19 protein-coding genes and 1 pseudogene are annotated in these 20,826 nt (G+C 42.4%); 11 read left to right on the plus strand and 9 right to left on the minus strand.

Features of this window, described 5'->3' with window-relative positions; all coding sequences use genetic code 11:
* Window positions 1–19 precede the first annotated feature (19 nt).
* Window positions 20–397 (minus strand): RNA-binding S4 domain-containing protein, encoded by a 378-nt coding sequence (locus GHNINEIG_RS00085; RefSeq protein WP_135794757.1) that lies wholly within the window; start codon window positions 395–397, stop codon window positions 20–22.
* Between the two features lie 12 nt (window positions 398–409).
* A complete protein-coding gene (hemF, locus tag GHNINEIG_RS00090; RefSeq protein WP_135794758.1) occupies window positions 410–1,381 on the minus strand; it encodes an oxygen-dependent coproporphyrinogen oxidase in 972 nt (323 codons plus the stop codon).
* A gap of 89 nt (window positions 1,382–1,470) precedes the next feature.
* On the opposite strand from hemF, the gene GHNINEIG_RS00095 reads away from it, so the two are divergent.
* Window positions 1,471–2,289, plus strand: a complete 819-nt coding sequence (locus tag GHNINEIG_RS00095) for a M48 family metallopeptidase (RefSeq protein WP_135794759.1) — start codon at window positions 1,471–1,473, stop codon at window positions 2,287–2,289.
* On the opposite strand, the gene GHNINEIG_RS00100 is transcribed toward GHNINEIG_RS00095, so the two are convergent.
* Complete coding sequence (locus tag GHNINEIG_RS00100) at window positions 2,286–2,846, minus strand: L-threonylcarbamoyladenylate synthase (protein ID WP_135794760.1); 561 nt, start codon at window positions 2,844–2,846, stop codon at window positions 2,286–2,288. The two genes, GHNINEIG_RS00095 and GHNINEIG_RS00100, sit on opposite strands and share 4 nt — an antisense overlap.
* Before the next feature lie 159 nt (window positions 2,847–3,005).
* On the opposite strand from GHNINEIG_RS00100, the gene GHNINEIG_RS00105 reads away from it, so the two are divergent.
* The 7 genes from GHNINEIG_RS00105 to GHNINEIG_RS00135 all read left to right on the plus strand — a co-directional run bounded on the left by GHNINEIG_RS00105 (window position 3,006) and on the right by GHNINEIG_RS00135 (window position 9,490).
* Complete coding sequence (locus GHNINEIG_RS00105) at window positions 3,006–4,157, plus strand: polysaccharide deacetylase family protein (protein WP_189636893.1); 1,152 nt, start codon at window positions 3,006–3,008, stop codon at window positions 4,155–4,157.
* 519 nt (window positions 4,158–4,676) lie between these two features.
* Window positions 4,677–5,879, plus strand: coding sequence for a diguanylate cyclase (locus tag GHNINEIG_RS00110; protein ID WP_189636894.1), 1,203 nt, complete (start codon window positions 4,677–4,679; stop codon window positions 5,877–5,879).
* A 65-nt stretch (window positions 5,880–5,944) separates the two neighbouring features.
* Window positions 5,945–6,343 carry a hypothetical protein gene (locus GHNINEIG_RS00115; protein ID WP_135794763.1) on the plus strand — a complete coding sequence of 133 codons (399 nt, stop codon included), beginning with the start codon at window positions 5,945–5,947 and terminating at the stop codon, window positions 6,341–6,343.
* Between the two features lie 7 nt (window positions 6,344–6,350).
* Complete coding sequence (locus GHNINEIG_RS00120) at window positions 6,351–6,992, plus strand: LysE family translocator (protein ID WP_135794764.1); 642 nt, start codon at window positions 6,351–6,353, stop codon at window positions 6,990–6,992.
* Between the two features lie 102 nt (window positions 6,993–7,094).
* On the plus strand, window positions 7,095–8,492 hold the full coding sequence (locus tag GHNINEIG_RS00125) for an MBL fold metallo-hydrolase RNA specificity domain-containing protein (protein WP_135794765.1): 1,398 nt from the start codon (window positions 7,095–7,097) through the stop codon (window positions 8,490–8,492).
* Window positions 8,493–8,518: 26 nt separating this feature from the next.
* On the plus strand, window positions 8,519–8,746 hold the full coding sequence (locus GHNINEIG_RS00130; protein ID WP_135794766.1) for a lipopolysaccharide assembly protein LapA domain-containing protein: 228 nt from the start codon (window positions 8,519–8,521) through the stop codon (window positions 8,744–8,746).
* A gap of 24 nt (window positions 8,747–8,770) precedes the next feature.
* Window positions 8,771–9,490 carry a VIT1/CCC1 transporter family protein gene (locus GHNINEIG_RS00135; RefSeq protein ID WP_135794767.1) on the plus strand — a complete coding sequence of 240 codons (720 nt, stop codon included), beginning with the start codon at window positions 8,771–8,773 and terminating at the stop codon, window positions 9,488–9,490.
* Window positions 9,491–9,506: 16 nt separating this feature from the next.
* Here GHNINEIG_RS00135 and GHNINEIG_RS00140 read toward each other — a convergent pair whose 3' ends face one another.
* The 3 genes from GHNINEIG_RS00140 to GHNINEIG_RS00150 form a co-directional block, all read right to left on the minus strand.
* Complete coding sequence (locus GHNINEIG_RS00140) at window positions 9,507–10,682, minus strand: DUF3095 family protein (RefSeq protein ID WP_396278665.1); 1,176 nt, start codon at window positions 10,680–10,682, stop codon at window positions 9,507–9,509.
* A 72-nt stretch (window positions 10,683–10,754) separates the two neighbouring features.
* A complete protein-coding gene (locus GHNINEIG_RS00145; protein ID WP_135794769.1) occupies window positions 10,755–13,634 on the minus strand; it encodes a methyl-accepting chemotaxis protein in 2,880 nt (959 codons plus the stop codon).
* Between the two features lie 284 nt (window positions 13,635–13,918).
* Complete coding sequence (locus GHNINEIG_RS00150) at window positions 13,919–14,686, minus strand: EAL domain-containing protein (RefSeq protein ID WP_135794770.1); 768 nt, start codon at window positions 14,684–14,686, stop codon at window positions 13,919–13,921.
* Between the two features lie 196 nt (window positions 14,687–14,882).
* Between GHNINEIG_RS00150 and GHNINEIG_RS00155 the strand changes: the two are divergent.
* Window positions 14,883–16,154: pseudogene (locus GHNINEIG_RS00155) on the plus strand (SLC13 family permease); the annotation flags it as partial.
* A gap of 6 nt (window positions 16,155–16,160) precedes the next feature.
* Here the strand turns inward: GHNINEIG_RS00155 and GHNINEIG_RS00160 are convergent.
* The gene (locus GHNINEIG_RS00160) at window positions 16,161–17,375 is read right to left on the minus strand and encodes a cation:proton antiporter (protein WP_135794771.1); all 1,215 of its coding nucleotides are present in this window, start codon (window positions 17,373–17,375) and stop codon (window positions 16,161–16,163) included.
* A 238-nt stretch (window positions 17,376–17,613) separates the two neighbouring features.
* Here GHNINEIG_RS00160 and cynS point away from each other — a divergent pair, with 238 nt between their 5' ends.
* Window positions 17,614–18,057 (plus strand): cyanase, encoded by a 444-nt coding sequence (cynS, locus tag GHNINEIG_RS00165; RefSeq protein WP_135794772.1) that lies wholly within the window; start codon window positions 17,614–17,616, stop codon window positions 18,055–18,057.
* A 148-nt stretch (window positions 18,058–18,205) separates the two neighbouring features.
* On the plus strand, window positions 18,206–18,853 hold the full coding sequence (locus tag GHNINEIG_RS00170; protein WP_223260900.1) for a 2OG-Fe(II) oxygenase: 648 nt from the start codon (window positions 18,206–18,208) through the stop codon (window positions 18,851–18,853).
* A 79-nt stretch (window positions 18,854–18,932) separates the two neighbouring features.
* Here the strand turns inward: GHNINEIG_RS00170 and GHNINEIG_RS00175 are convergent, their stop codons facing one another.
* Both GHNINEIG_RS00175 and GHNINEIG_RS00180 read right to left on the minus strand, forming a co-directional pair.
* Window positions 18,933–19,682, minus strand: a complete 750-nt coding sequence (locus tag GHNINEIG_RS00175) for a DUF4395 domain-containing protein (RefSeq protein WP_135794773.1) — start codon at window positions 19,680–19,682, stop codon at window positions 18,933–18,935.
* Between the two features lie 157 nt (window positions 19,683–19,839).
* Window positions 19,840–20,760, minus strand: coding sequence for a homoserine kinase (locus GHNINEIG_RS00180; protein WP_189636895.1), 921 nt, complete (start codon window positions 20,758–20,760; stop codon window positions 19,840–19,842).
* Window positions 20,761–20,826 lie beyond the last annotated feature (66 nt).

The raw sequence follows: 20,826 nt of genomic DNA on the forward strand, positions 1-20,826 counted from the left end.
TACACACTTAAAACAGGGGTTACTCTTCACCAAAAGACAGTTGCTCAATCTTTCGACGATCTCGCTTGGTTGGGCGACCCGCTCCTTTTTCACGATAACCTGCTAAAGCTAATAACGGGGAGGGGACTTTTTGATTTAAAAGCTCAACATCCAATCGGTAAAGCATTTCAGCGACTTCCGCAGAACCGCGTTTGTCAGTAATGCCGATGACCGTCACTTCGACTTTGCGATGCGGTTGGGTAATTTTGAGTTTATCCCCCTCACAAACCTGTTTGCTGGGCTTTGGCTTGGACCCATTGAGCTCAACCTTTCCACCTTTCACGGCATCTAGCGCCACACCCCGGGTTTTAAAAAAGCGTGCGGCCCATAACCATTTATCGATACGCACTCTATCCATAAACTGTCCTATTTAAGAATCCTTAAAGCTGGCTAACCAATCTTTAGGAGAAAGATAATCATACAACTTAGCTTCCTCTGTTCCCGGCTCTGGATGATAGTCATATTTCCAAGTTGCTAGAGGCGGCATCGACATTAAAATCGATTCCGTGCGCCCCCCGGTTTGCAGGCCAAATATCGTGCCTCGGTCAAAAGCCAGATTAAATTCAGCATAACGCCCTCGGCGATATAACTGAAAGTCTCTTTGGCGCTCTCCGTAATCTAAATTTTTACGGCGAGCAACAATAGGTCGATACGCCTTGATAAAGTGGTCGCCAACTGACTGCATAAACGCAAAACACTTATCGAAATTCCAGCCAAAGGTACTTTCATTTAAGTCATCGTAAAATAAACCACCCACACCGCGGGTTTCATTGCGGTGTTTCAAGAAGAAATACTCATCACACCAGGCTTTATATTTGGTATACACGTCTGTGCCAAAAGGATCACAAGCTTCTTTGGAGGTCAGGTGCCAATGGAGAATATCCTGATCAAACGGGTAATAAGGTGTCAAGTCAAATCCACCCCCAAACCACCAGACAGGCGCTTCACCTTCTTTTTCAGCAATAAACAAGCGTACATTGGCGTGTGACGTAGGGACATAAGGGTTACGAGGGTGGATTACCAGCGAAACACCCAATGCTTGAAAAGAGCGGCCTGCTAACTCGGGACGATGTGCCGTCGCGGAAGCCGGTAAGGTTTTACCTCGGACATGGGAAAAGTTCACTCCGCCTTTTTCAATGATGTCTCCGCCTTCTAGCACCCGGCTTCGGCCACCCCCAGTTAATCCCATGATTCCTTCATCTGGCTCTCTGTCCCATGCATCCACAATAAAGTCTTTTGAACCATCTTCTTCAGCAAGTTGCTGACAGATATCATCCTGCAACCCGAGTAAATAATTTTTTACTTTTTCGACATTCACGGCATCTTGTGTATGATCAAACATAGAATTTCCTTCATTTATTTAGCTTGTATTTTATAGAAAAACCCTTATAACTTCTTTAAAATATTCCGATCATATCTAAGAGAAATGCCATGTCCTTTAAATCCTTTTTGTTTCCCGTTATCCTTTCCATCAGTGCTTTTGGACTGTTAAGTTGTAGCGGCGCCACGACGAAAAAAGGCACGGTTGGCGTCGAGCGCCAACAGATGCTTTTAATTTCCGAGGCTGAAATGCAGAAAGGCGCTGAACAAGCGTATGGCGAGATTTTAGCGGAAGCAAAAAAGAATAAAACGCTTAATACCGATCCCATCATGGTAAAGCGGATTAGAACGGTGGCTGATCGGCTCATTCCTCAAACCAAAATCTTCCGTGAAGATGCGCCCAGCTGGAACTGGGAAGTGAATTTATTAAAATCTGATCAATTGAATGCATGGTGTATGCCTGGCGGAAAAATTGCATTTTATACGGGCATCATAACCGAGCTCAAGTTGACGGATGCAGAGATAGCCGCCATTATGGGACATGAAATTTCTCACGCCTTAAGGGAGCATGGTCGTGAACGTGCTTCTCAAGCCTTGGTGAGCCAAGTAGGTTTAACGGCTTTGAGTCTCATTACCGGAATGGAAGGCGCAGCGATGGATGCCAGTAGCATGGTGGTACAAACCACGTTTTTACTGCCGAACAGTCGAACGCATGAAACCGAAGCCGATCGAATGGGCGTTGAACTTGCAGCAAGAGCAGGCTATAGCCCTTATGCCGCTGTCAGTGTCTGGCAGAAAATGGCTAAAATTTCAAAAGACGCTCCCCCTGAGTTCTTAAGCACACACCCTTCCAACGAAACCCGAATTGAAGATTTGAAACGATACGCTAAAAAGGTAGAGCCTTTATATCAAAATGCTAAAAAACCTTAGCGCAGGCGAGTTTGTGATTGCGCATCCCATATTTGAGAAGGCGAAGCAATTCCCATCAAGCTTCCTTGCATAATAGATAACCCGGGAAAAGCGTGACAGCAGTCTGCGAGGGTTGTAACTGGATCCGTGCCACTCACATTGGCGCTGGTGGACACAATGGGAAACCCCAACTGGTTACATAACGCCATCACATCTGGATGTTGGGTCACCCTAACCGCAACGGTGCTTCTACCGCCGGTAATCCATTCCGGTACTTTGTCTGTCGCTGGCAACACCCAAGTAATGGGTTGGTTCACGACTTGCCAACTGGCTAACACCTTTTCTGTCCAAGCTTGATTGTGTAACTTCACAAATGGTTCGACTTGCGAAACGCTCGAAGCAATCAAAATCACCCCTTTTTCCAACGGTCGCTGCTTCAACTGCAACAATTGTTGAAAAGCGTCTTTGTTTAACGGGTCACATCCCAAACCATACACCGCTTCCGTCGGGTACGCCAGTACACCGCCTTCCGTAATCACACTGGCAGCTGCTTTAATCGTTAACAGGGGACAATTCACACCATCAATCCTTAAAAAATGAAACGGTATTTTAACAAAGTTGACGTAAACACAGTCAAAAATGACCAGGCCTGGCTATTTTGCGACAAGGATAGGTTTTCAATTAAAATCTTGTACAATCAACCATATGCAAAAAATAACGTTAAATGGATAAATTTTATGTCGGCAGCACAAAAATTACATTCGATTGTGACCCGTAACCCCCTCTTGTTTTTAAGTGGCATCGGCACGTTGATTGTCTTCATTTCCACATTCGTCTTTTTGACTTCTAACGCGACACCTCCTCCAAAACAAGCCGTTTCAGACCAAGCACCATCGCCAGTTGAACATTCAAATAGCGCAGTGATTTTAATTTACCACCACTTTGGAAAGAACGAATACCCAAGCACCAATATTCGCTTGGCACAATTTGATGCTCAACTGGACTACTTGGAGCAAAACCAGTTTAACGTCTGGTCCTTGTCTCAGCTGGTCACAGCGTTAAAAAATCAAACCCCTATTCCAGAGAAAACGGTGGTTTTTACCATTGATGATGCCTGGAAAAGCGTCTATACAGAAGCGTTTCCGCGTTTTAAAAAACGAGGATGGCCGATGACGGTTTTTGTGAATACCGATGCCATCGATAAAGGGTATCAATCGAATATGACATGGGAACAAATGCGAGAAATGCAACAATATGGCGCAGAATTCGCCAACCATGCTAAAACCCATCAGAAACTGGTTCAGCAACCTGATGAATCTTATGATACTTGGAAAACACGGGTGACACAGGAAATTAAGGTGGCGCAGCAACGCTTAAAATCCGAACTCGGCGAGCAGACGAATCAAACCAAGTTGTTTTCTTATCCTTATGGCGAATATTCTGAAGCGCTAGCCAACCTTGTTCAAAAAATGGGCTATGTTGGAATCGCTCAAAACTCGGGGGCTGTGGGGTATCAATCTGACTTAAGAGCACTCATGCGGTTTCCAATGAGTGAAGTTTATGCCGACATGGATGCTTTCAAATTAAAGGTGAATACCCATGTGTTTCCGGTCAACAAAATCACCCCCTTTGATCCGGTCATCACTGAAAATCCTCCTAAAATGATTTTAGAATTCGCCAACCCTCCCCAACGCAACATTCAGTGCTTTAACCAACATGGGGAGCCTTTATTGCTGAACTGGGCCAGCGAAACCCGCTTGGAGGTCACCAGTGATGCACCACTCGACCCCCCTCGAAGCCGCTATGCCTGTACCCAAATGATGCCCAACGGTGATTGGCGTTGGATAAGTCATGGCTGGGTTATATCCCATAAAAATAACATGGATTAAATTCATAATCGTTTCACATTTGATATCAGAGTCCATGCTCAAATAACAGTAAGTTATTTATTTAATTAAAAAATTCGGAAATCTCGGTAAACGTCATCCTGATATTGGGCGGAGAGAAATGTCAGCATACTCGCGCCCTACTTTGATTGGATTGAAAACAAGTGGCTTTTCTGACAAATATCCTTGTAGGGTATGAAAAATATTAAGATTGAACTTAACCAACAATCACCAACATAAAGCAATCTAAGTTAAACACATTAAGGCCTTTAAGACCTTTCTGAATCAGGGTTTCCTTTAATTTTTCAATAAGTTAGAGAGAAAAATAGTCGAAAAAACTTTACTTGCCTAAGTATATTTATGTACAATTAAATTTTATGAATAACCGAAATTTTATAGAAAAATTAAGCTCTTACCGATGAATGATAAATGCTGATAAATGACCCTTAAAAAATGATCAAACCAATTCTTTTCAATACAAATAACCTTCTCACAATCAGTGCATTTATATTAGTATTGTTTTTGGTTTCAATTCTCGTTTTCAGTGCCAAGCAATTAACCAACAATAGCCTGGAACATACCTCCCAAATTATCGTTTCTCAATACCAAAAACTCCATAATTTACTCAACTTACATATCCACGGTCAAAAGCGGACCATTCAACTGGAACGTATTTACTTACAGGAAGACCCCTTTGAAAAAGATGCCGCTTTAATGGATTTCTACCGGGATGGCGGAAACTATATGATCTACCGTAACCAGTTAGCGCTTTTAGTCAGTGGCAATCCTGCTGAAACGAAGTGGTTAGAAGAAATGAACGCTCTTGCTCGCGTGACTTCCCCGATACAAAAGCGCGTGGCCCAATTGGGCATGAATGGCGAAGCATCAAAAGGCAAAGAAATACTCATGACCCAGGCCCTTCCTCGTTTAGAGCAGTTTAGCCAAAGAGTCAATGAGTTTTCTTTATTTCAGGCTCAAGAAATGAAAAATCTCATTGCGGACTCTAAAGTACGTGTGGATCAATTGATGCACAACATTCTCACCGTGGCTGGCTTATTAATTTTAGTAAGTTTGGCTTTTGCCATGATGATTACGCGTAAATTCAACCACATCAACCAACAACTGAAAATCAGTAATGGAACACTTGAGCAGGAAGTCCGTTCCCGCACCCAAAAGCTCAGCAAAGCAAGAGAAGACCTTCTGCATAAAAACAAAATATTGGAACAACTCTCCACTACGGACCCTTTAACTCAGCTTTGTAATCGTTTAAAAATCGAACGTGTTTTGGAAGATTTACACCAAAAATATGAAGACGAACACCAAATATACAGCTTATTGCTGATTGATATTGATTGCTTTAAAAAGATCAATGATACACATGGGCATACGATAGGCGATGAAGTCTTGAAAGAGCTTTCAGAACAGCTTAAACAATCTTTTGCCCAACATAGCCACATTGGACGATGGGGCGGAGAAGAATTCATTGTTATTTTAGAAAATGAAGACTTACAACAAGCCGTTTCTGCAGCCGAAGCGTTCCGCCAACATATAGAAAACACTTCTTTCATTGAAGTGGGTAACCTCACTGTTAGTATCGGAGTAGCCACTGTGAAAGCAAACCAAACCATTTCTGAACTCATTCATTCAGCCGATTTAGGACTATACGAATCCAAACATGCCGGTCGTAATCGTGTGACGGTTTATTCTAATGACGATTCCACATAATCACATCTGTAATATCAGTCAAACCAGACAAGAGACGCTTTGTTTAGTTTAGCAATGAAAACTCTATGAAAATTTATATCAAAGCCGCAATCATATGGTGTTTGATTGTATTAATGGCCATTTTAAATGGCGCATTCAGAGAATCGATTCTAAACCCAGTATTCGGTGACAAAATAGCCTTACCGCTCAGTGGTCTTATCTTATCAGTCATCATTATTGTCATCAGTTATCTGCTTATTAACTGGTTAAAAGCGACGGATCCACAAACTTATCTCAAGGTTGGTCTTTTTTGGGGGAGCCTCACCATTGGGTTTGAATATGGATTGGGCTATTTTGTCTTACACCAACCACTTGACGACATTCACCAAGTATTTAACCTACAACAAGGTAATTTATTTGCATTGGCTCTATTAACCTCTACCATCTCTCCTTGGCTGGTGGCCAAAATAAAACACTTGATTTGACGACAAAATGCCATTCGATACCTTTGTTTCTTTTACTTTAGTCATGTTCTTACTGGCCCTCTCTCCAGGACCCGATAATCTTTATGTATTAATGCAATCTGCACTTTATACACGTATAGCGGGCATCTGGGTAACTCTCGGCTTATGTACGGGGTTAATTGTTCATACCCTAGCTGCGGCTTTGGGTATTACGATGATCTTCCAGACGTCTGAGATCGCTTTCACATTGTTAAAAATACTGGGCGCAGGCTATCTGTTCTTCCTAGCCTGGAAAAGCTATCAATCAGGCGCGTTTCATCTAAAAAACAATTCAGTCAGCACATTATCTGCCATTCAATTGTATCAACGTGGCATTTGGATGAATCTCACCAACCCGAAAGTCTCCATTTTCTTCCTCGCCTTGTTGCCACAGTTCATAGATACCAGTGCGCGTTCGGTCTCTCAACAAATGCTCATGCTTGGCAGTATCACGATTATGGTGACACTGATGGTTTTCAGCAGCATTGCAATGTTGGCTGGATTTGCAAAAAACTGGATTCAATCTGAAAAAATACAACGTAGCTTACATAAAATTGCCGCTCTGATCTTACTAACCATCGCATTGAAACTCCTCATCAGCCTGCCATATGATCTGTTGGAGACCTATTGATTTCACACAACTTTAACCACCCCATTTTGTCATTTTAGGTAAAATAAATAAAAATGCTTATTTATAATCAGGTTCGGGAATATACCGATTGAGGATAGCACTATGACACCGATTCAATCCTTTGGAGCAGCAGAAACCGTGACGGGCTCCTGTCACCTTTTACAACTCAAACAAGGACCTCAAATCCTAATCGATTGTGGCATGTTTCAAGGATATGCTGAAAAACGTGCTTATGAAGACTTTGGGTTTGATCCTAAAAAAATCGATGTTTTGCTAATTACACATGCCCATCTGGACCATGTTGGGCGCATTCCAAAACTGGTTAAGGAAGGCTTTAAAGGCCGTATTATCAGTTTAAGAGCCACCATTGATATCATGGAAGTGATTCTATTGGACAGTGCAAAGATTATGCACGAAGATTACAAAACGGCGTTCAAAAAAGCGCAGCGTCGTGGAGAGGAAGACAAAGTCACCCTACCACTGTATACCCTTGAAGATGTTCAATCAGTCTTTGACTTAGACATTCAGTATGCCGAGTATGACCAACCGATTGTCATCAATAAAGACGTGAAAGCCACTTTTAGAAATGCTGGACATATTTTAGGCTCCTCAACCATTCAAGTTGATTTTAAAGAAGAACAACAAAGCAAAACCATCGTTTTTTCAGGCGACTTAGGCAATGACGAAGATGTCATCATGCCGCCACCAGAATCGGTTCAAAATGCGGATGCGCTTTACATTGAATCCACGTATGGAGATCGAAATCACCGTGCTTTAGAAGGCAGTATCCAAGAGTTTAAAGAAGCCGTCATCAACACCTTAATGAATCAGGGGAATGTTTTAATCCCTTCTTTTGCGGTAGAACGTTCACAGGAAATTTTACTGTTGCTCAAACAGATGTATTACGATGATGAGCTTCCGCCTTGTAAAATCTTTTTAGACTCTCCCATGGCCATCCGAGCCACCGATATCTATAACCAATACCATGAAGAGCTGAATGAAACTGCGAATGACTTCATCAAAAAGGATGGATCCGTTTTCGATTTTCCGCCTTTGGAATATACTCTAAAAGGGTCAGATTCGATGAAAATCAACGATGAAGAATCCGGCTGCATCATCATTGCAGGCAGCGGTATGTGTAGTGGCGGTCGCATTCTGCACCACTTCAAACACCGGTTATGGAATGCTCGCAACAGTGTTATTTTTGTTGGCTATCAAGCCCAAGGAACTCTCGGCCGTTTAATGGTGGATGGCGCTGAAGAAATCCGAATTTATCGAGAAACCATCAAAGTGCGGGCAAAAATGTACATGATTAATGGCTTTTCTGCCCATGCGGATCAAGGCGAGCTTTTGAATTGGATTGGAAACTTTAAAAAACTCGATAAGGTGTTCTTGATTCATGGTGAACGAGACAAACAAGAAATTTTTAAAACCGCCATTGAAGAACGGTTCCATAAAACCGTTCATATTGTTGAATATGCAGAAGAAGTCTGGATTTAATCAAATCATTACAAAGAAGAGCGCACATGAACAAAGCAAAATCGATTCTTTCTATCATTCTAGTGACGGTATCTGTCATTTTTTTATTGCAGAATATGGTCACCGTGAAAATTGAATTTTTAATCTGGAGTTTAACGGTTCCTAGAGCCTTGCTAGTGGTTATCTTAATTGGAATCGGCTTTATTATTGGCTTACTGTTTTCTAATTATTCTAACCATCATAAATTACCGAACCCTCCTGCGGATAATTCATAAAAATACTTTCAAGGAAAAATACTCATGGCGCACTTTACTGAAGAAATGCTGGATACTCACTTAACCGAAGAGCATTTCAGCCACCGAATGGGCTGGTTGAGAGCCGCTGTATTAGGCGCTAATGATGGTATCATCTCCGTCGTCAGTTTATTGGTAGGGGTCATTGCTTCCGGAGCTGAAAAGGATGCCATTCTGCTGGTAGCCGTGGCGGCTCTTGTAGCAGGCGCGCTTTCGATGGCTGCTGGGGAATATGTCTCCGTGAGTTCACAATCCGATACGGAAAAAGCCGACCTTGAAAAAGAAAAAATTGCTCTGGAAGAAGACTGGGAAACCGAACATGCCGAACTGGCTTTGATTTATCGTCAACGCGGCGTCAGCGAAGCAACAGCCAACCAAGTCGCTACCGAGCTCATGGAACATGATGCACTCGGCGCACATGCCAGGGATGAGTTGGGCTTGTCTGAAATCCATACCGCTCGCCCTTTGCAAGCCGCCTTTGCCTCTGCCGCCTCGTTTGTATCAGGGGCAGCGGTACCTGTCATTCTGGTCGCCATCCTACCGATGGAAAATTTGGGGATTATTATTGCGTCCAGCTCTCTGGCACTCCTGGCTATTTTAGGAGCAATCGCAGCCAAAACCGGCGGCGCAGATATGTTAAAAGGCGCTCTGAGAATGTCTATCTGGGGGTTTTTAGCCATGGCATTAACGACCTATGTAGGCCTAGTCTTCGGCGCAATGGGCTAGTCAGGTTTTAAATTGATTACAGCGTAGAATTGAGATAGAACTGTTGTATTTGTTTCTTTAATTGTTTGGCAGCCATCGCATAACCGCCTTCCGCACTGTCCACGAAATGAATATGTTCAATGCCGGTTTTGGCAACCAGGCACGTTACCACAGCTGAATGCGTTTGATGAACCCCATAAAACAACTGGCCTTTCTGGTATTCTGATTCCAACCAAGAAATCAATGAGGCGACCGTTTCATGGGTACCACTCATCACAGTACGATAAGTATCATCCAGTTTTAAATAATCCGAATTCATCAGCAAATCCGATTTATAACGCCCCCAGTCAGCCCCCATTTCGTGTTTTTTAAACCGCATCCAATATCGTCCTACAAGATTCTGAAACAACAACTTACCTATCATCAGCCATTGGGAAAAAACCGAGCCCGTTTGAATGCTGCTAAAGCTTTTTACGACCGCTTCTCCTTTCAATTTTCCGGGTTGAAAAGATAAAGACAAACCCTGTTCACTTAGAGGGTGATGACGATTAACCTCACCCAATAAATTCGTGAGACGCTGAGTCAAGTCTTGATATAGGGCCAGAGCCTCTTGTTGATTTTCCGTTCGGGCTTTTACCAGCAAACTGAATGTCACGTCTTGTGCACTGGGCACCTCATTCCAACGACATTCAAACCCACTAAAGTCAGCATCCGCCTCAACGGCGTCTGACAAATGATACGTCGTATCACTTTTCACTAAGTCATCCGCCTCTTCCATGCCTCCCCCCATAAAAAAATATTGGGTCAAACTGGGCGTGCTTTGATAACGACACAGAAGGATTGGATTTTTCAACTCAGAATAAGGCACGATGCCGACACGTAAATCTAGATTAAGCCCACTTAAAGCCAACTCCTGGCAACCTTTTAAGGCTTTTTTGACAGGTTCAATGGCCTCAGAAGGTACACAGAAAGAAGCGCCGTCCCCCCCGAACACATAAGGAATTTTTAACGGCTTAACCGCATTAAGCACGGCTGCAATGGTACTGCCACCAGCCGTATTAATATCTCGGTATCGACCTTCTTTAATGGCTTGAGTAGAGTTCTGTACATCAGCAACCACAATCAACCAATCAGGAAGAAGTTCAATGTAGGCATCCGGCTGAAGTGTCTCATTTAAATGATGAACCGCTGGGATTTGTTCGTGAAAAATCAGCGCTCTTTTCCTTTCATATAGAGGTTGATAAAAACACCCTTCCCCGTCAAAATCGGCCAGGCCTGGCTATAATTACTTTATTTTAAAAGCATTAATGGCATCCATCAGCTCTTCAGCAGAACGATTCATGGATTCAGTTGTCGCCGTTGTCTCTTCGACTAAGGCCGCATTTTGCTGTGTGACTCCATCAATCGTTGTAATCGCTTTGTTTATCTCATCAATACCATGAGACTGCTCTTTAGACGCGCGGGTCACATTTTCTACCAATTCTCTCACTTTAAGCGTTTCATTGGTAATATTGTTAAGTGATTGTGCCACTTCTTCTACCTGATTCGCACCAACGGCAATAGCTTCTGAAGTGTTCTCTACCAGTTTACCAATTTGCTTGGCGGCATCTGCCGATTTTCCAGCCAAATTTCTGACCTCACCTGCCACCACAGCGAAACCACGTCCATGGTCACCTGCTCGTGCCGCTTCCACTGCCGCATTTAATGCCAACAAGTTAGTTTGGAAAGCAATGGAATCAATTAACGTGGTGATTTCTTTAATCTGGTTAGAGGCTTGCTCAATACTGCCCATGGAGTGTTGAGTCTCCACCATCACTTTATTCGCATCCGTGAGTAACCCACTTTGGTTTTCCGTAATTCGGTTCACTTCTTGGGTATGATCCAGGTTGCTTCTCGTCTGGGCGGCTGTCTGTTCCATTGCGGACGACGTTTCTTCTAAAGAAGCTGCCTGCTCTTGTGTTCGGCTATTCAAGCTTTGTGTGCCTTCATTCACCGTGCTCACATCCAAAGACAACTGATGGGTGATATCGAGTATTTTTGATAAAGCGACACCCAGTCCAGACATCGATTCATTGATCGCCTGTTTGGCCTCTCCGATTTTATACTCATAATCTGCCTCAATCGGCTGGGTCAAATCCCCTTTTGCTAGACGTTGTGCCGCACTGATGACATCTCCAAAACCGGCATCCAACTGTTTTAAAGTTGAATTTAAGGTGTCTATCAAACGCTTCACATCACCATCAGCAGCAACCAGAATTAGCTCATCAAATTTTCCTTTTGCCGCCAACGCCATGACTCGCGAAATATCAGAAAAGATGACATTCAAGTCATGCATCGCACTTAAACAATCTTCGACCACTTCTGCATAAGCACCTTCTAAAGAAGCATTACTTTCGGCATCAAAATGACCTGTTTTCAAATCATTCATGACATCTGCAATCGCGGCGAAGGTGCTTTTCAAACTCTGCGATGTTTCGTTCATCCGACCTTTTAATAACCCATAATCCGATTCAAACGGAAAAGTCACTTGATGATTTAAACGACCTGCCACGATTTGTTCCATGGCGGTGTTCATTTCGGAAATTGCAACTTGAGATAACATCGCCTGTTGGTTATAAGCGTATCCCAATTTTGCAATTTCATCCTCGCCGTAATTAGACAAACGGGCAAACAAGTCTGAATTCTTAACGGCTGTCTGCATCGTTCTCTCTGCCTTACGCAGTGGGCGAATGACAACATATTGCAAAATAATCATTAACAGAATTGTGACGATGATGAACGTAATCAAAATCGCCGTTGTTGTGTCTTCTGCGGCTTGATAACGGTTATTTAATGTCTTAATGAATTTGTTAATCGTTTGAGAAGCAATGATATACCCCATGACCTGCTGTTGTTCATCCTTCAAAGGCAAGGCTATATGAAGATACTTGTCATCCAGAATATACCCTTTTTCCAATAAGGTTTGGCTGGACATGGCATGCAAATCTTTTACAAGCTGACGTCCTCTTTCCGTCTCATAATGCTTTTTAGACGATAAAACTAACTTATCATCATTGAACACCGCAGGAAATTTCGCCACCTCTTGATTTCTTTTCGTCAAGTAAGATTTCTTAACAGCGGTGATAAACACGATATTTTTAGGCAGTAATGATTTATGAACAGAGCCTAACCCTTGTATTAAGACGGCCGACCCTAAATACTGACCCTTATCGCCATAAATTGGGATATGGTTTTTAAGGGTTAAAGCCATTTTTCCAATCGAATACGTACGATGTAACCCTGGTTTTTTATTCTGATATGCCACATCTTTGCGCCAAGAAACGTCAAACTGCTTATGCTTTTTAACCCAGCTCCGATAAAATGACATACCCTCCTTATCGACCAGCTGTAGCTTAACGCCTTTGTTATTGCTGTTTTTGGCAAAATAAGCGTCTAAGCCTCCTAGCATCACATCCAAACTTGCCATATCTTTTTGTGCAAAAGCATCGGCAAAACCGGGCATTTTGGCAATCCCCGCTAACGCGGCCTCGCCAATATCCAGCTTGTTATTAAAATAGGTATCCACCATATCCTGGATATTGCCAGATTGATCACCGATCACTTCATTAAAGATGAAGTCTTTTTGCTCATTTTCATAGATATACGCCAACGATAGCAGCACGATTGCCGTCAAAGTCACGGCGGCCAATACTTTTTGAACAATGTTTAACTTATTTAAACGAAACCATTTATTCAACCGGTGGTTATGGCAATGAACCACTTCACCTTTAATCAGTGTTTTTTTGCCCTTTGCAATGTCGCGGTAAACTTTTTCCAACTTTGCAACACGATCTTCTTGTAAGATCAATCGCTTGATTACGGTATAGCCTTGGTATTCACCGGCTTCCATAACGGGCTGAACCCGAATATCAACCCAGAAGGTTTCACCGTTTTTCTTTTTTTCTTTAATGGCTAAGCTTACCGCTCTTCCATGATGAACTTCATCATCGATACTCTTTTGAATAACATCCGGAGTTTCATTTACGAAAAAGACACTGGTAGAATTTTCGAGTAATTCATCAGGCTGATAGCCTAACCAATCAGCATATTCGTTATTGATAAAATTAATTCGATTCTGCTTGTCAACTTTGACAATGAATCTTAGGTTGACTTGATTATCTACCATCGGGTTTGTTCCTTAAAATTTCTTCGTTGAATGTTCAATGAAACAGCATGTTGTTGATTGAAAATACAAGACTCACTTGCATCAAACCTTGTACTTAGAGGCGGTTTTCGGGGAACTATAATGGTATAAATACTTAAAAGCAATTACTTTAAAAGTTACTACTATACTAATAGAATTAGTAAATTGATTGGAATAAGAAAAAAAGTATGAAGGTTATCTATATATAAAAATAGAAACTGATTGAAGTGATAAAAACATGGTTTTGTATAAAAGGATATAAGGTATTAACTTAAAAAGGAAAAATCGACTTTAGGTAACGTCTCAAACCCTGGCTTAGCGAAAAAATAGCCTTGCATTAAAGGCACACCGAGATCTTTAAAGTATTGTACTTCTTCGATACGTTCTATCCCTTCTGCCAATACGGTAACATTGAGATCATTACACATCTGAATTAGATTTTTTGTAATGGCTTGCTTAATCGGACTTTGATCAACGTTCTTTATTAGTTCCATATCAATTTTTAAAATATTCGGTATAAAGCTGGCCAACATATTCAAGCCCGCGTGGCCTTCTCCAAAATCATCCAACGCAGTGGTAAAACCCTGAGATTGATAATATTCAAAAATTTTCGTTAGATGAGCTCGATCCACAACCTGTTCTGATTCGGTGATTTCAAACATGATTTTTTCTAATGGAAATTGATGTTCTTCGGCCGCCTTTAACGTACTTTGAATACAATGTTTCGGTTCATAAACCGCATTCGGTAAAAAGTTGATACTCAACATTTTGTCTAACTTTAATCGGCTGGCGAGTGCAATGGCCTTGGTTCGGCAAGCTTGATCAAAAGCATAACGGTTATCATCGTTTACACGCTTTAAAACACTCCAAGCGGTTTTTTCTTCCAGGCCGCGCACCAAAGCTTCATACCCCCATACTTCCTTATCAAAAACATGAACGATCGGTTGAAACGCAAAGGTAAATTCAAACCCTAACGGTGCATGACACTGAGAACAGCCTGATTTATTGGTTTCTATTGGAAAATGGGTCGCCATAAAAATAAACTCTATTGATAATTAAAATCATTATAGGGAAAGATAAAATCAATTGCATAAAAGCTGTGTAATTTGATTAAAATCTTACAATAAAACCGCTGAAAGGAATGACCATGTCAAACACCAAACAGACCACAATAGGCTTATTCACGGCTCTTTCGACGGGATTGATAGTGTTGGTGCTTCTAAATATGTTATTACCTTTTCAGCAGGCGGCTCTACTAGGGCTAGTCACCTTCATGGTCATTTTATGGAGTAATGAAACACTGCCTCTAGGTTGGGTCGCACTATTTCCAATTGTCGCCTTTCCCATGTTCGGTATTGCGGATACCAATAGCGTGGCGCCCAATTATGCCAAGTCAATTATCTTCTTGTTTTTGGGTGGGTTTATGCTGGCCATTGCCGTTGAGAAAACCGGATTACATAAAGTCATTTCCAACAAAATGCTGGCCATTTTTCCCAGCACAGCACGCGGCATGATTTTCGCCTTGGCCATCACCTCGGGGACCTTAAGCGCTTTTTTATCCAACACTACCACCACCTTATTGCTTATTCCATTGGCACTCTTCTTATCGGAGGATTTAAAGCTCAAGGTTCGGTTCGGTTTGCCTTGGCCATTGCTTATGGTGCCAGTATCGGCGGTATTATCACTCCCATCGGCACGCCCCCAAACCTAATTTTATTCGGGATTCTTGAAGAACATCACATCGCCAGCATTCCATTTGTGCAATGGATTACTTTAGTCTTACCATTAGCACTCATGATGTTTTTGGTCGTGGGCTGGATACTGTCACTTGGCACAGATAATACGCTCATTCCAGCAAAGGAAGGCACCAAAAAGTTGTCTTCCAACCAGAAAAAAGTCAGTGTTGCTTTAATCGCTTTAATCAGTCTACTGCTGATTAATTCTCCAATTGAGCCCTATTACAGCGGGCTGGGGTTAAATGAAAAAGGGATTTTATTGGGGTTTGGACTAATGATGTTTTTACCTCCGTTTAATATCTTAAACTGGGATGATTCCCATAAAATCCCTTATGAAATCATCTTCTTATTCGGGGCAGGATTCGCCATTGCCAATGCGTTTACCGATACAGGGTTAGCGGATCAATTGGCGGCTTGGTTACAGACCGCAACGAACCTGCCTCCGCTAATGCTGTTAGTCTTGATTGCGGCCATCGTCACCTTTTCAACCGAAATCACCAGTAACACTGCTCTAATTTCTATGGTGCTCCCAGTGATTTATGCTGTTACCGAACAAAATGGACTGGATAGCCGACTCTTTATGATGGTAGCCACTATCTGTGCGAGTTATGCTTTTATGTTACCTATTGCCACACCACCCAATGCCATCGCCATGAGTAGTGGGGCTGTCACCGTTAAAATCATGGCACGCTATGGCATTATCTTTAACGTTATAGGCATTTTATTGATAACGCTGACAGCCACTGTCTATTGGCAAGCTTTTTTATAACCGTTAAGGCTTGGAATCAAAATCCAATTCCGTTTGTCTGGTCGACTCACCCGATCTGATTAACAGCCAGCGTGTCGCGATGGGACCAACCAATTCAAAGACAATCGTGGCACTTAAAATCACTGCCAAGATAGGGGCCTTTAAATGCGGGAATTGCTGAATAGCCAATAATGCCATCCCGATCGGAACCCCTGCATGAGGCAGCATGGCAAATCCCATCCAGGCATATTGTTTTTGATCACACCTCGCCCATTTGGCACCAATGTAAGATCCAAAAATCCGTCCCAAAACGCGGAAAACGATATAGCCTGCTCCCATATAACCTACTGTATATAAAGCCGATAAATTCAATGACGCGCCTGCGAGCAAGAAAAATAAAATTAACAGCGGCCACTCAAACATTTCCAGTTCATCAAAAGGACGATGGCGATGCCGGGTTGAGAAATTTGCCACCACGGTGCCCATCATCATCGCAGATAAAATATAAGACACTTCAAGCATTTCAGCCAGGCCTGCACACAATAACACCAACCCCAATACTTCTGCTTGAGACGATTTTCCAGGATAAAGATGGCTGTTCAAAAAAGCCATTGGAAATCCGAGTAACCCGCCCAAAAGCAATGCACCGAAGACTTCCCACAGACCATTATTCAATGCATCCAGACTATGACCGTTCCCGCCGACAATCGTTGCCACCACCAGCAAGAAACTGAACAGCAACATACCCCAGGCATCATCAATCGCGACCACCCCCAATAATGTATCGGTAAAGGGCCCTTTTGCATCAATTTCTCGAGTCACGTCAATGACGGGGGCTGGGGCTGTTGCAGGAGCAATCCCTGCTAAGATTAACGCCATTTCAATCGGAACACCTAACAGCCATAACCCAAAGAACATCAATGTGGCCGTCATCATCATCACACTGATGGAAATGCCGATGATTGGCCGCCCCATGGTGGTGAGCTTTTCACGCGTTAAATTCTGCCCAAGCAAAAACCCAATCATCGCCAAAGCGATATCGGTCAGGATCGGAAACCAATCATAAGCAAATGTTGGCAACCAGTTCAAAGTGCTGGGACCAATCAAAAACCCGGTAAAAATTAATAAGGTCACTCGAGGGAGAGGCGTGTGTCGACCTAATAAATCAGCGGTTAACCCAATCAGAAACAGGCCACCGAAGGTAAGTAAAATGCTGGCTATAAGATCGGGATGTGTCATAAAACTTATTCTATCGCCTTATGAAAAGAATGCGAGTTTATCTGCACCATTATTTTCATAATCATTTGTTTTGTATTTTTAAAGTAGATGCACCAAAACATAACACTGTTTTGCACATTTAAATAACCAAACACACAAAAAAAAACAATATATATAATAAAATCAACAACATAATAAAGTGGCACAAGCCTTGCAATATCACCAATGATATTGATTAACTTCATTGGAGATAAAGACTATGATGTCAAAAGTAGAAATGACGGAAGCGATTATTTTGGCAAAGGCTGAAAAGTCGGTTGGATGGTGTGATATTGCTGCAGCCGCAGGATTAAGTGAAGTCTATACCACTTCTGCCTGTCTCGGCATGAACCACCTGGATGCCGGGCCTGCAGCAAAAGTATGTACACTGTTAGGTTTGGGGGCTGAAGTAGAAACGGCTTTACAAGACTTTCCGCATAAATCCTGGGACAAATTGGTGCCAACGGATCCTTTGATTTATCGATTGTATGAAATTGTCGGTGTGTATGGTCCGACTATGAAAGAATTGATTCACGAAAAATTCGGCGATGGCATCATGAGCGCCATTGATTTTTCTATGGACATTGATAAAGAAGAAAATCCAGCAGGTGACCGCGTCGTGATCACAATGAACGGAAAATTCTTACCCTACAAGGCTTGGTAACCTTTCTTTTGATAAGAGAGAGGTGCTGGGAACCAACACAATCTACGCCCAGTACCTTTTTCCAACACATAATCCTTTGCCCACTCCATAATTTTGATTGCCAAAAGAATCACTTAAGCGCATAATTCGCTTCTTTATATGAGGTGTAATGATGGCACTTAAGTTAACCGATTCAATCATGGATCAACTGTTAGATGCATTGGTTGAAAAAGGCTGGTTTGAATGGCCGCATGCCGTAACGGATGAACTTTGTCAACAATTGCTGACTGAAGCCGAACAGCATGATGATCAAGGTAATCTGCAGCGCGCCGGCATCGGTCGTGGAGACGTGCACCAACTCAACACCGATATTCGCCGTGATCAAATTAAGTGGTTGGACGGCGCTTCAACCGCGCAGCAAACGTATTTCAAACAAATGGCTGAACTGCAATATCAGCTGAACCGTGCCTTATTTCTAGGATTGTTTGAATATGAATGTCATTTTGCGGTGTACAAAGCCGGCGCTTTCTATAAAAAACATCTGGATAGCTTTCGTGGACGCGCCAACCGAATGGTTACCACCGTGCTTTATCTGAACCCTGACTGGCAGACGGGTTGGGGAGGGGAACTGGTGATTTATAATGAAGACTCATCTAAAAAACTGGCCACCGTAACGCCCGAAATAGGCAAGCTGGTGGTGTTCATGAGCGAACAAATTCCACACGAAGTACTTCCAACCCAGCAACCACGTATTAGCATTGCTGGCTGGTTCCGCTGTAATAATAGTATTGCCGGACAGATTGATCCCGCGAAATAACCTTTTATTAAAATAAATCAGTAGATATAAAAAAACCGCCAGGCCTGGCGGTTTTTAACGAGAATACAAAGCCTCGTACTTAGGACTTATTTTCAGCCGCTTCTTTGGCTTTGCGTTCTTCATTACGGCGGGCGATTTCTTCCCAATCGATATTGTTACACTCCAAACATTCTTCCTTGAAAATGCCCAGCTTTACCATCAACGCATGCACTTGGCAGCCCACGCAGAAGCCTAAAATCGCTTCCAGCCACATAAAGCCTAAACAAATCCATACCAACACTAATGGAATCCAGTCCGGCATATAATTTTCAGTCGTTGGAAGCAACTTGCTGCCAAACAAGGTGTTGACCCAGTTCGCAAACACGTCCGGGTTAAAGAAAATCAGGCACACCGTAATAAAGGTGGCGCCAATGGTCCAAGCAAATCGCTTGGGAACCAATGGTTTCCAATTTGGTTTGTCTTTTTTAGCCAATAATGTCGCAAGGTAGATAGTCGGAGACAAACGAGAAGTGGTCACAAACATACCGGCAATCATCTCAAACAGCCCGTAAAACAATACCCAGGTCTGAATAGTATAATCATAAGCGCGTTGAGTCGCTTGTACCTGATAAATGGTATGCCAGTTCCAATCGGTTTCCAATGTATCGATCATAGTGGTGTTTTCCAGCACATTCCAAGTCGGCCCAAACACCACATCAATCAAGGTAAACGTCATATAAATCGGAATAATCAATAAAATACCGGCACGGATTTTCACAGCATTATCATTGATAAAAGTTGTTTCTTCTTTGGGATCACGAAACCAAAGATTCCTCAGTAAGTTCTGCATAGAACCCCCTTTTTTCTTATCGTCATTGGGAAGTTAAGCGATGATATTATTAAGTGCTTATATTTTTGTTACATCAATATAACAATACAGACCGATAAATACTAAAAAACTTGCTGTTTTTTCTATAGAATTTTTTGATTACGAGATTAGTTTTGTCTTAATTTCGGTGGGAAATCAATAGGTTTTTGAAGACATTCGGATCTTTGATTTGCGTCATTTCGCCTTCTCTTGGCATGTGCTTATCTTTCAAACGAGAAAGGAAAAAACGTAAAGCTCCCATTCTGAGAGCCGCTTGCCAGGACTGATGCTCTTGCTCTGTTAACTGGCGCACTGCCTGATACGCTTGTAATACTGCTTGGATCTTTTCTTGACTCAAGCTTAAATCCGGTAAACGACACCAATCATTCACCATCACCGCCAAATCATAAAGCATGGTGGAGTTACAGGCATAATATAGGTCGATAATACCGGACAACTCATCCCCATTAAATAAGGCGTTATCACAGAATAAGTCGGCATGAATGACGCTGCTCGGAAGTTGTGACCAATCAATATTATTTTGATAATGGATCTCCGATTCGATTAACGCCGTTTCATCTTCAGGCAAAAAGGTTTTAATTTCTTGAAAGGTGTTTTTCATCCAATGCAAATCACGGTCGTTGGCACGAAACTGGTCGTACTCTTGACCGGCCAAATGAAATTTAGCCAAATTTTCTGCCATGACTTCACACTGCGTTTGTGTCGGGTGGTCGACACCAGAACCGGTTAAACGCTCAACCAATGCCGCAGGTTTCCCTTTCAGTTCTTTAAGATAAGAGCCGTTTAAAGTCGGTTTTGGGTGAGCCGTCGGAATTTTATGTTCAGCCATAAACGCCATAATATCGAGAAAATAAGGTAACTCATCAAAATCATGGTGTTCAAAGATTGTCAGCACAAATCGACCCGTGGTGGTGTCGACAAAATAATTGGTGTTTTCAATGCCTGCGCTAATACCTTCAAATGCGACCAGCGAGCCTTGATCAAAATCCGCTAAAAAGGCCTCTAACTCCGCTTGATTCACAACAGTATAAACAGACATCCCAAACCGTCCTAAGAAAAGGTTAAAATTACGACTTAATAAACGGCGATATTTTAGCATAATCCT

Source organism: Hydrogenovibrio crunogenus (assembly GCF_004786015.1).
GTDB lineage: Bacteria > Pseudomonadota > Gammaproteobacteria > Thiomicrospirales > Thiomicrospiraceae > Hydrogenovibrio > Hydrogenovibrio crunogenus.

What these genes read in the sequence shown, in the direction of transcription:
- GHNINEIG_RS00085 (WP_135794757.1), bottom strand. Translation starts at nt 397, where the DNA reads ATGGATAGAGTGCGTATCGATAAATGGTTATGGGCCGCACGCTTTTTT.
- hemF (WP_135794758.1), bottom strand. Translation starts at nt 1,381, where the DNA reads ATGTTTGATCATACACAAGATGCCGTGAATGTCGAAAAAGTAAAAAAT.
- GHNINEIG_RS00095 (WP_135794759.1), top strand. Translation starts at nt 1,471, where the DNA reads ATGTCCTTTAAATCCTTTTTGTTTCCCGTTATCCTTTCCATCAGTGCT.
- GHNINEIG_RS00105 (WP_189636893.1), top strand. Translation starts at nt 3,006, where the DNA reads ATGTCGGCAGCACAAAAATTACATTCGATTGTGACCCGTAACCCCCTC.
- GHNINEIG_RS00115 (WP_135794763.1), top strand. Translation starts at nt 5,945, where the DNA reads ATGAAAATTTATATCAAAGCCGCAATCATATGGTGTTTGATTGTATTA.
- GHNINEIG_RS00120 (WP_135794764.1), top strand. Translation starts at nt 6,351, where the DNA reads ATGCCATTCGATACCTTTGTTTCTTTTACTTTAGTCATGTTCTTACTG.
- GHNINEIG_RS00125 (WP_135794765.1), top strand. Translation starts at nt 7,095, where the DNA reads ATGACACCGATTCAATCCTTTGGAGCAGCAGAAACCGTGACGGGCTCC.
- GHNINEIG_RS00130 (WP_135794766.1), top strand. Translation starts at nt 8,519, where the DNA reads ATGAACAAAGCAAAATCGATTCTTTCTATCATTCTAGTGACGGTATCT.
- GHNINEIG_RS00135 (WP_135794767.1), top strand. Translation starts at nt 8,771, where the DNA reads ATGGCGCACTTTACTGAAGAAATGCTGGATACTCACTTAACCGAAGAG.
- GHNINEIG_RS00145 (WP_135794769.1), bottom strand. Translation starts at nt 13,634, where the DNA reads ATGGTAGATAATCAAGTCAACCTAAGATTCATTGTCAAAGTTGACAAG.
- GHNINEIG_RS00150 (WP_135794770.1), bottom strand. Translation starts at nt 14,686, where the DNA reads ATGGCGACCCATTTTCCAATAGAAACCAATAAATCAGGCTGTTCTCAG.
- GHNINEIG_RS00160 (WP_135794771.1), bottom strand. Translation starts at nt 17,375, where the DNA reads ATGACACATCCCGATCTTATAGCCAGCATTTTACTTACCTTCGGTGGC.
- cynS (WP_135794772.1), top strand. Translation starts at nt 17,614, where the DNA reads ATGATGTCAAAAGTAGAAATGACGGAAGCGATTATTTTGGCAAAGGCT.
- GHNINEIG_RS00170 (WP_223260900.1), top strand. Translation starts at nt 18,206, where the DNA reads ATGATGGCACTTAAGTTAACCGATTCAATCATGGATCAACTGTTAGAT.
- GHNINEIG_RS00175 (WP_135794773.1), bottom strand. Translation starts at nt 19,682, where the DNA reads ATGCAGAACTTACTGAGGAATCTTTGGTTTCGTGATCCCAAAGAAGAA.
- GHNINEIG_RS00180 (WP_189636895.1), bottom strand. Translation starts at nt 20,760, where the DNA reads ATGTCTGTTTATACTGTTGTGAATCAAGCGGAGTTAGAGGCCTTTTTA.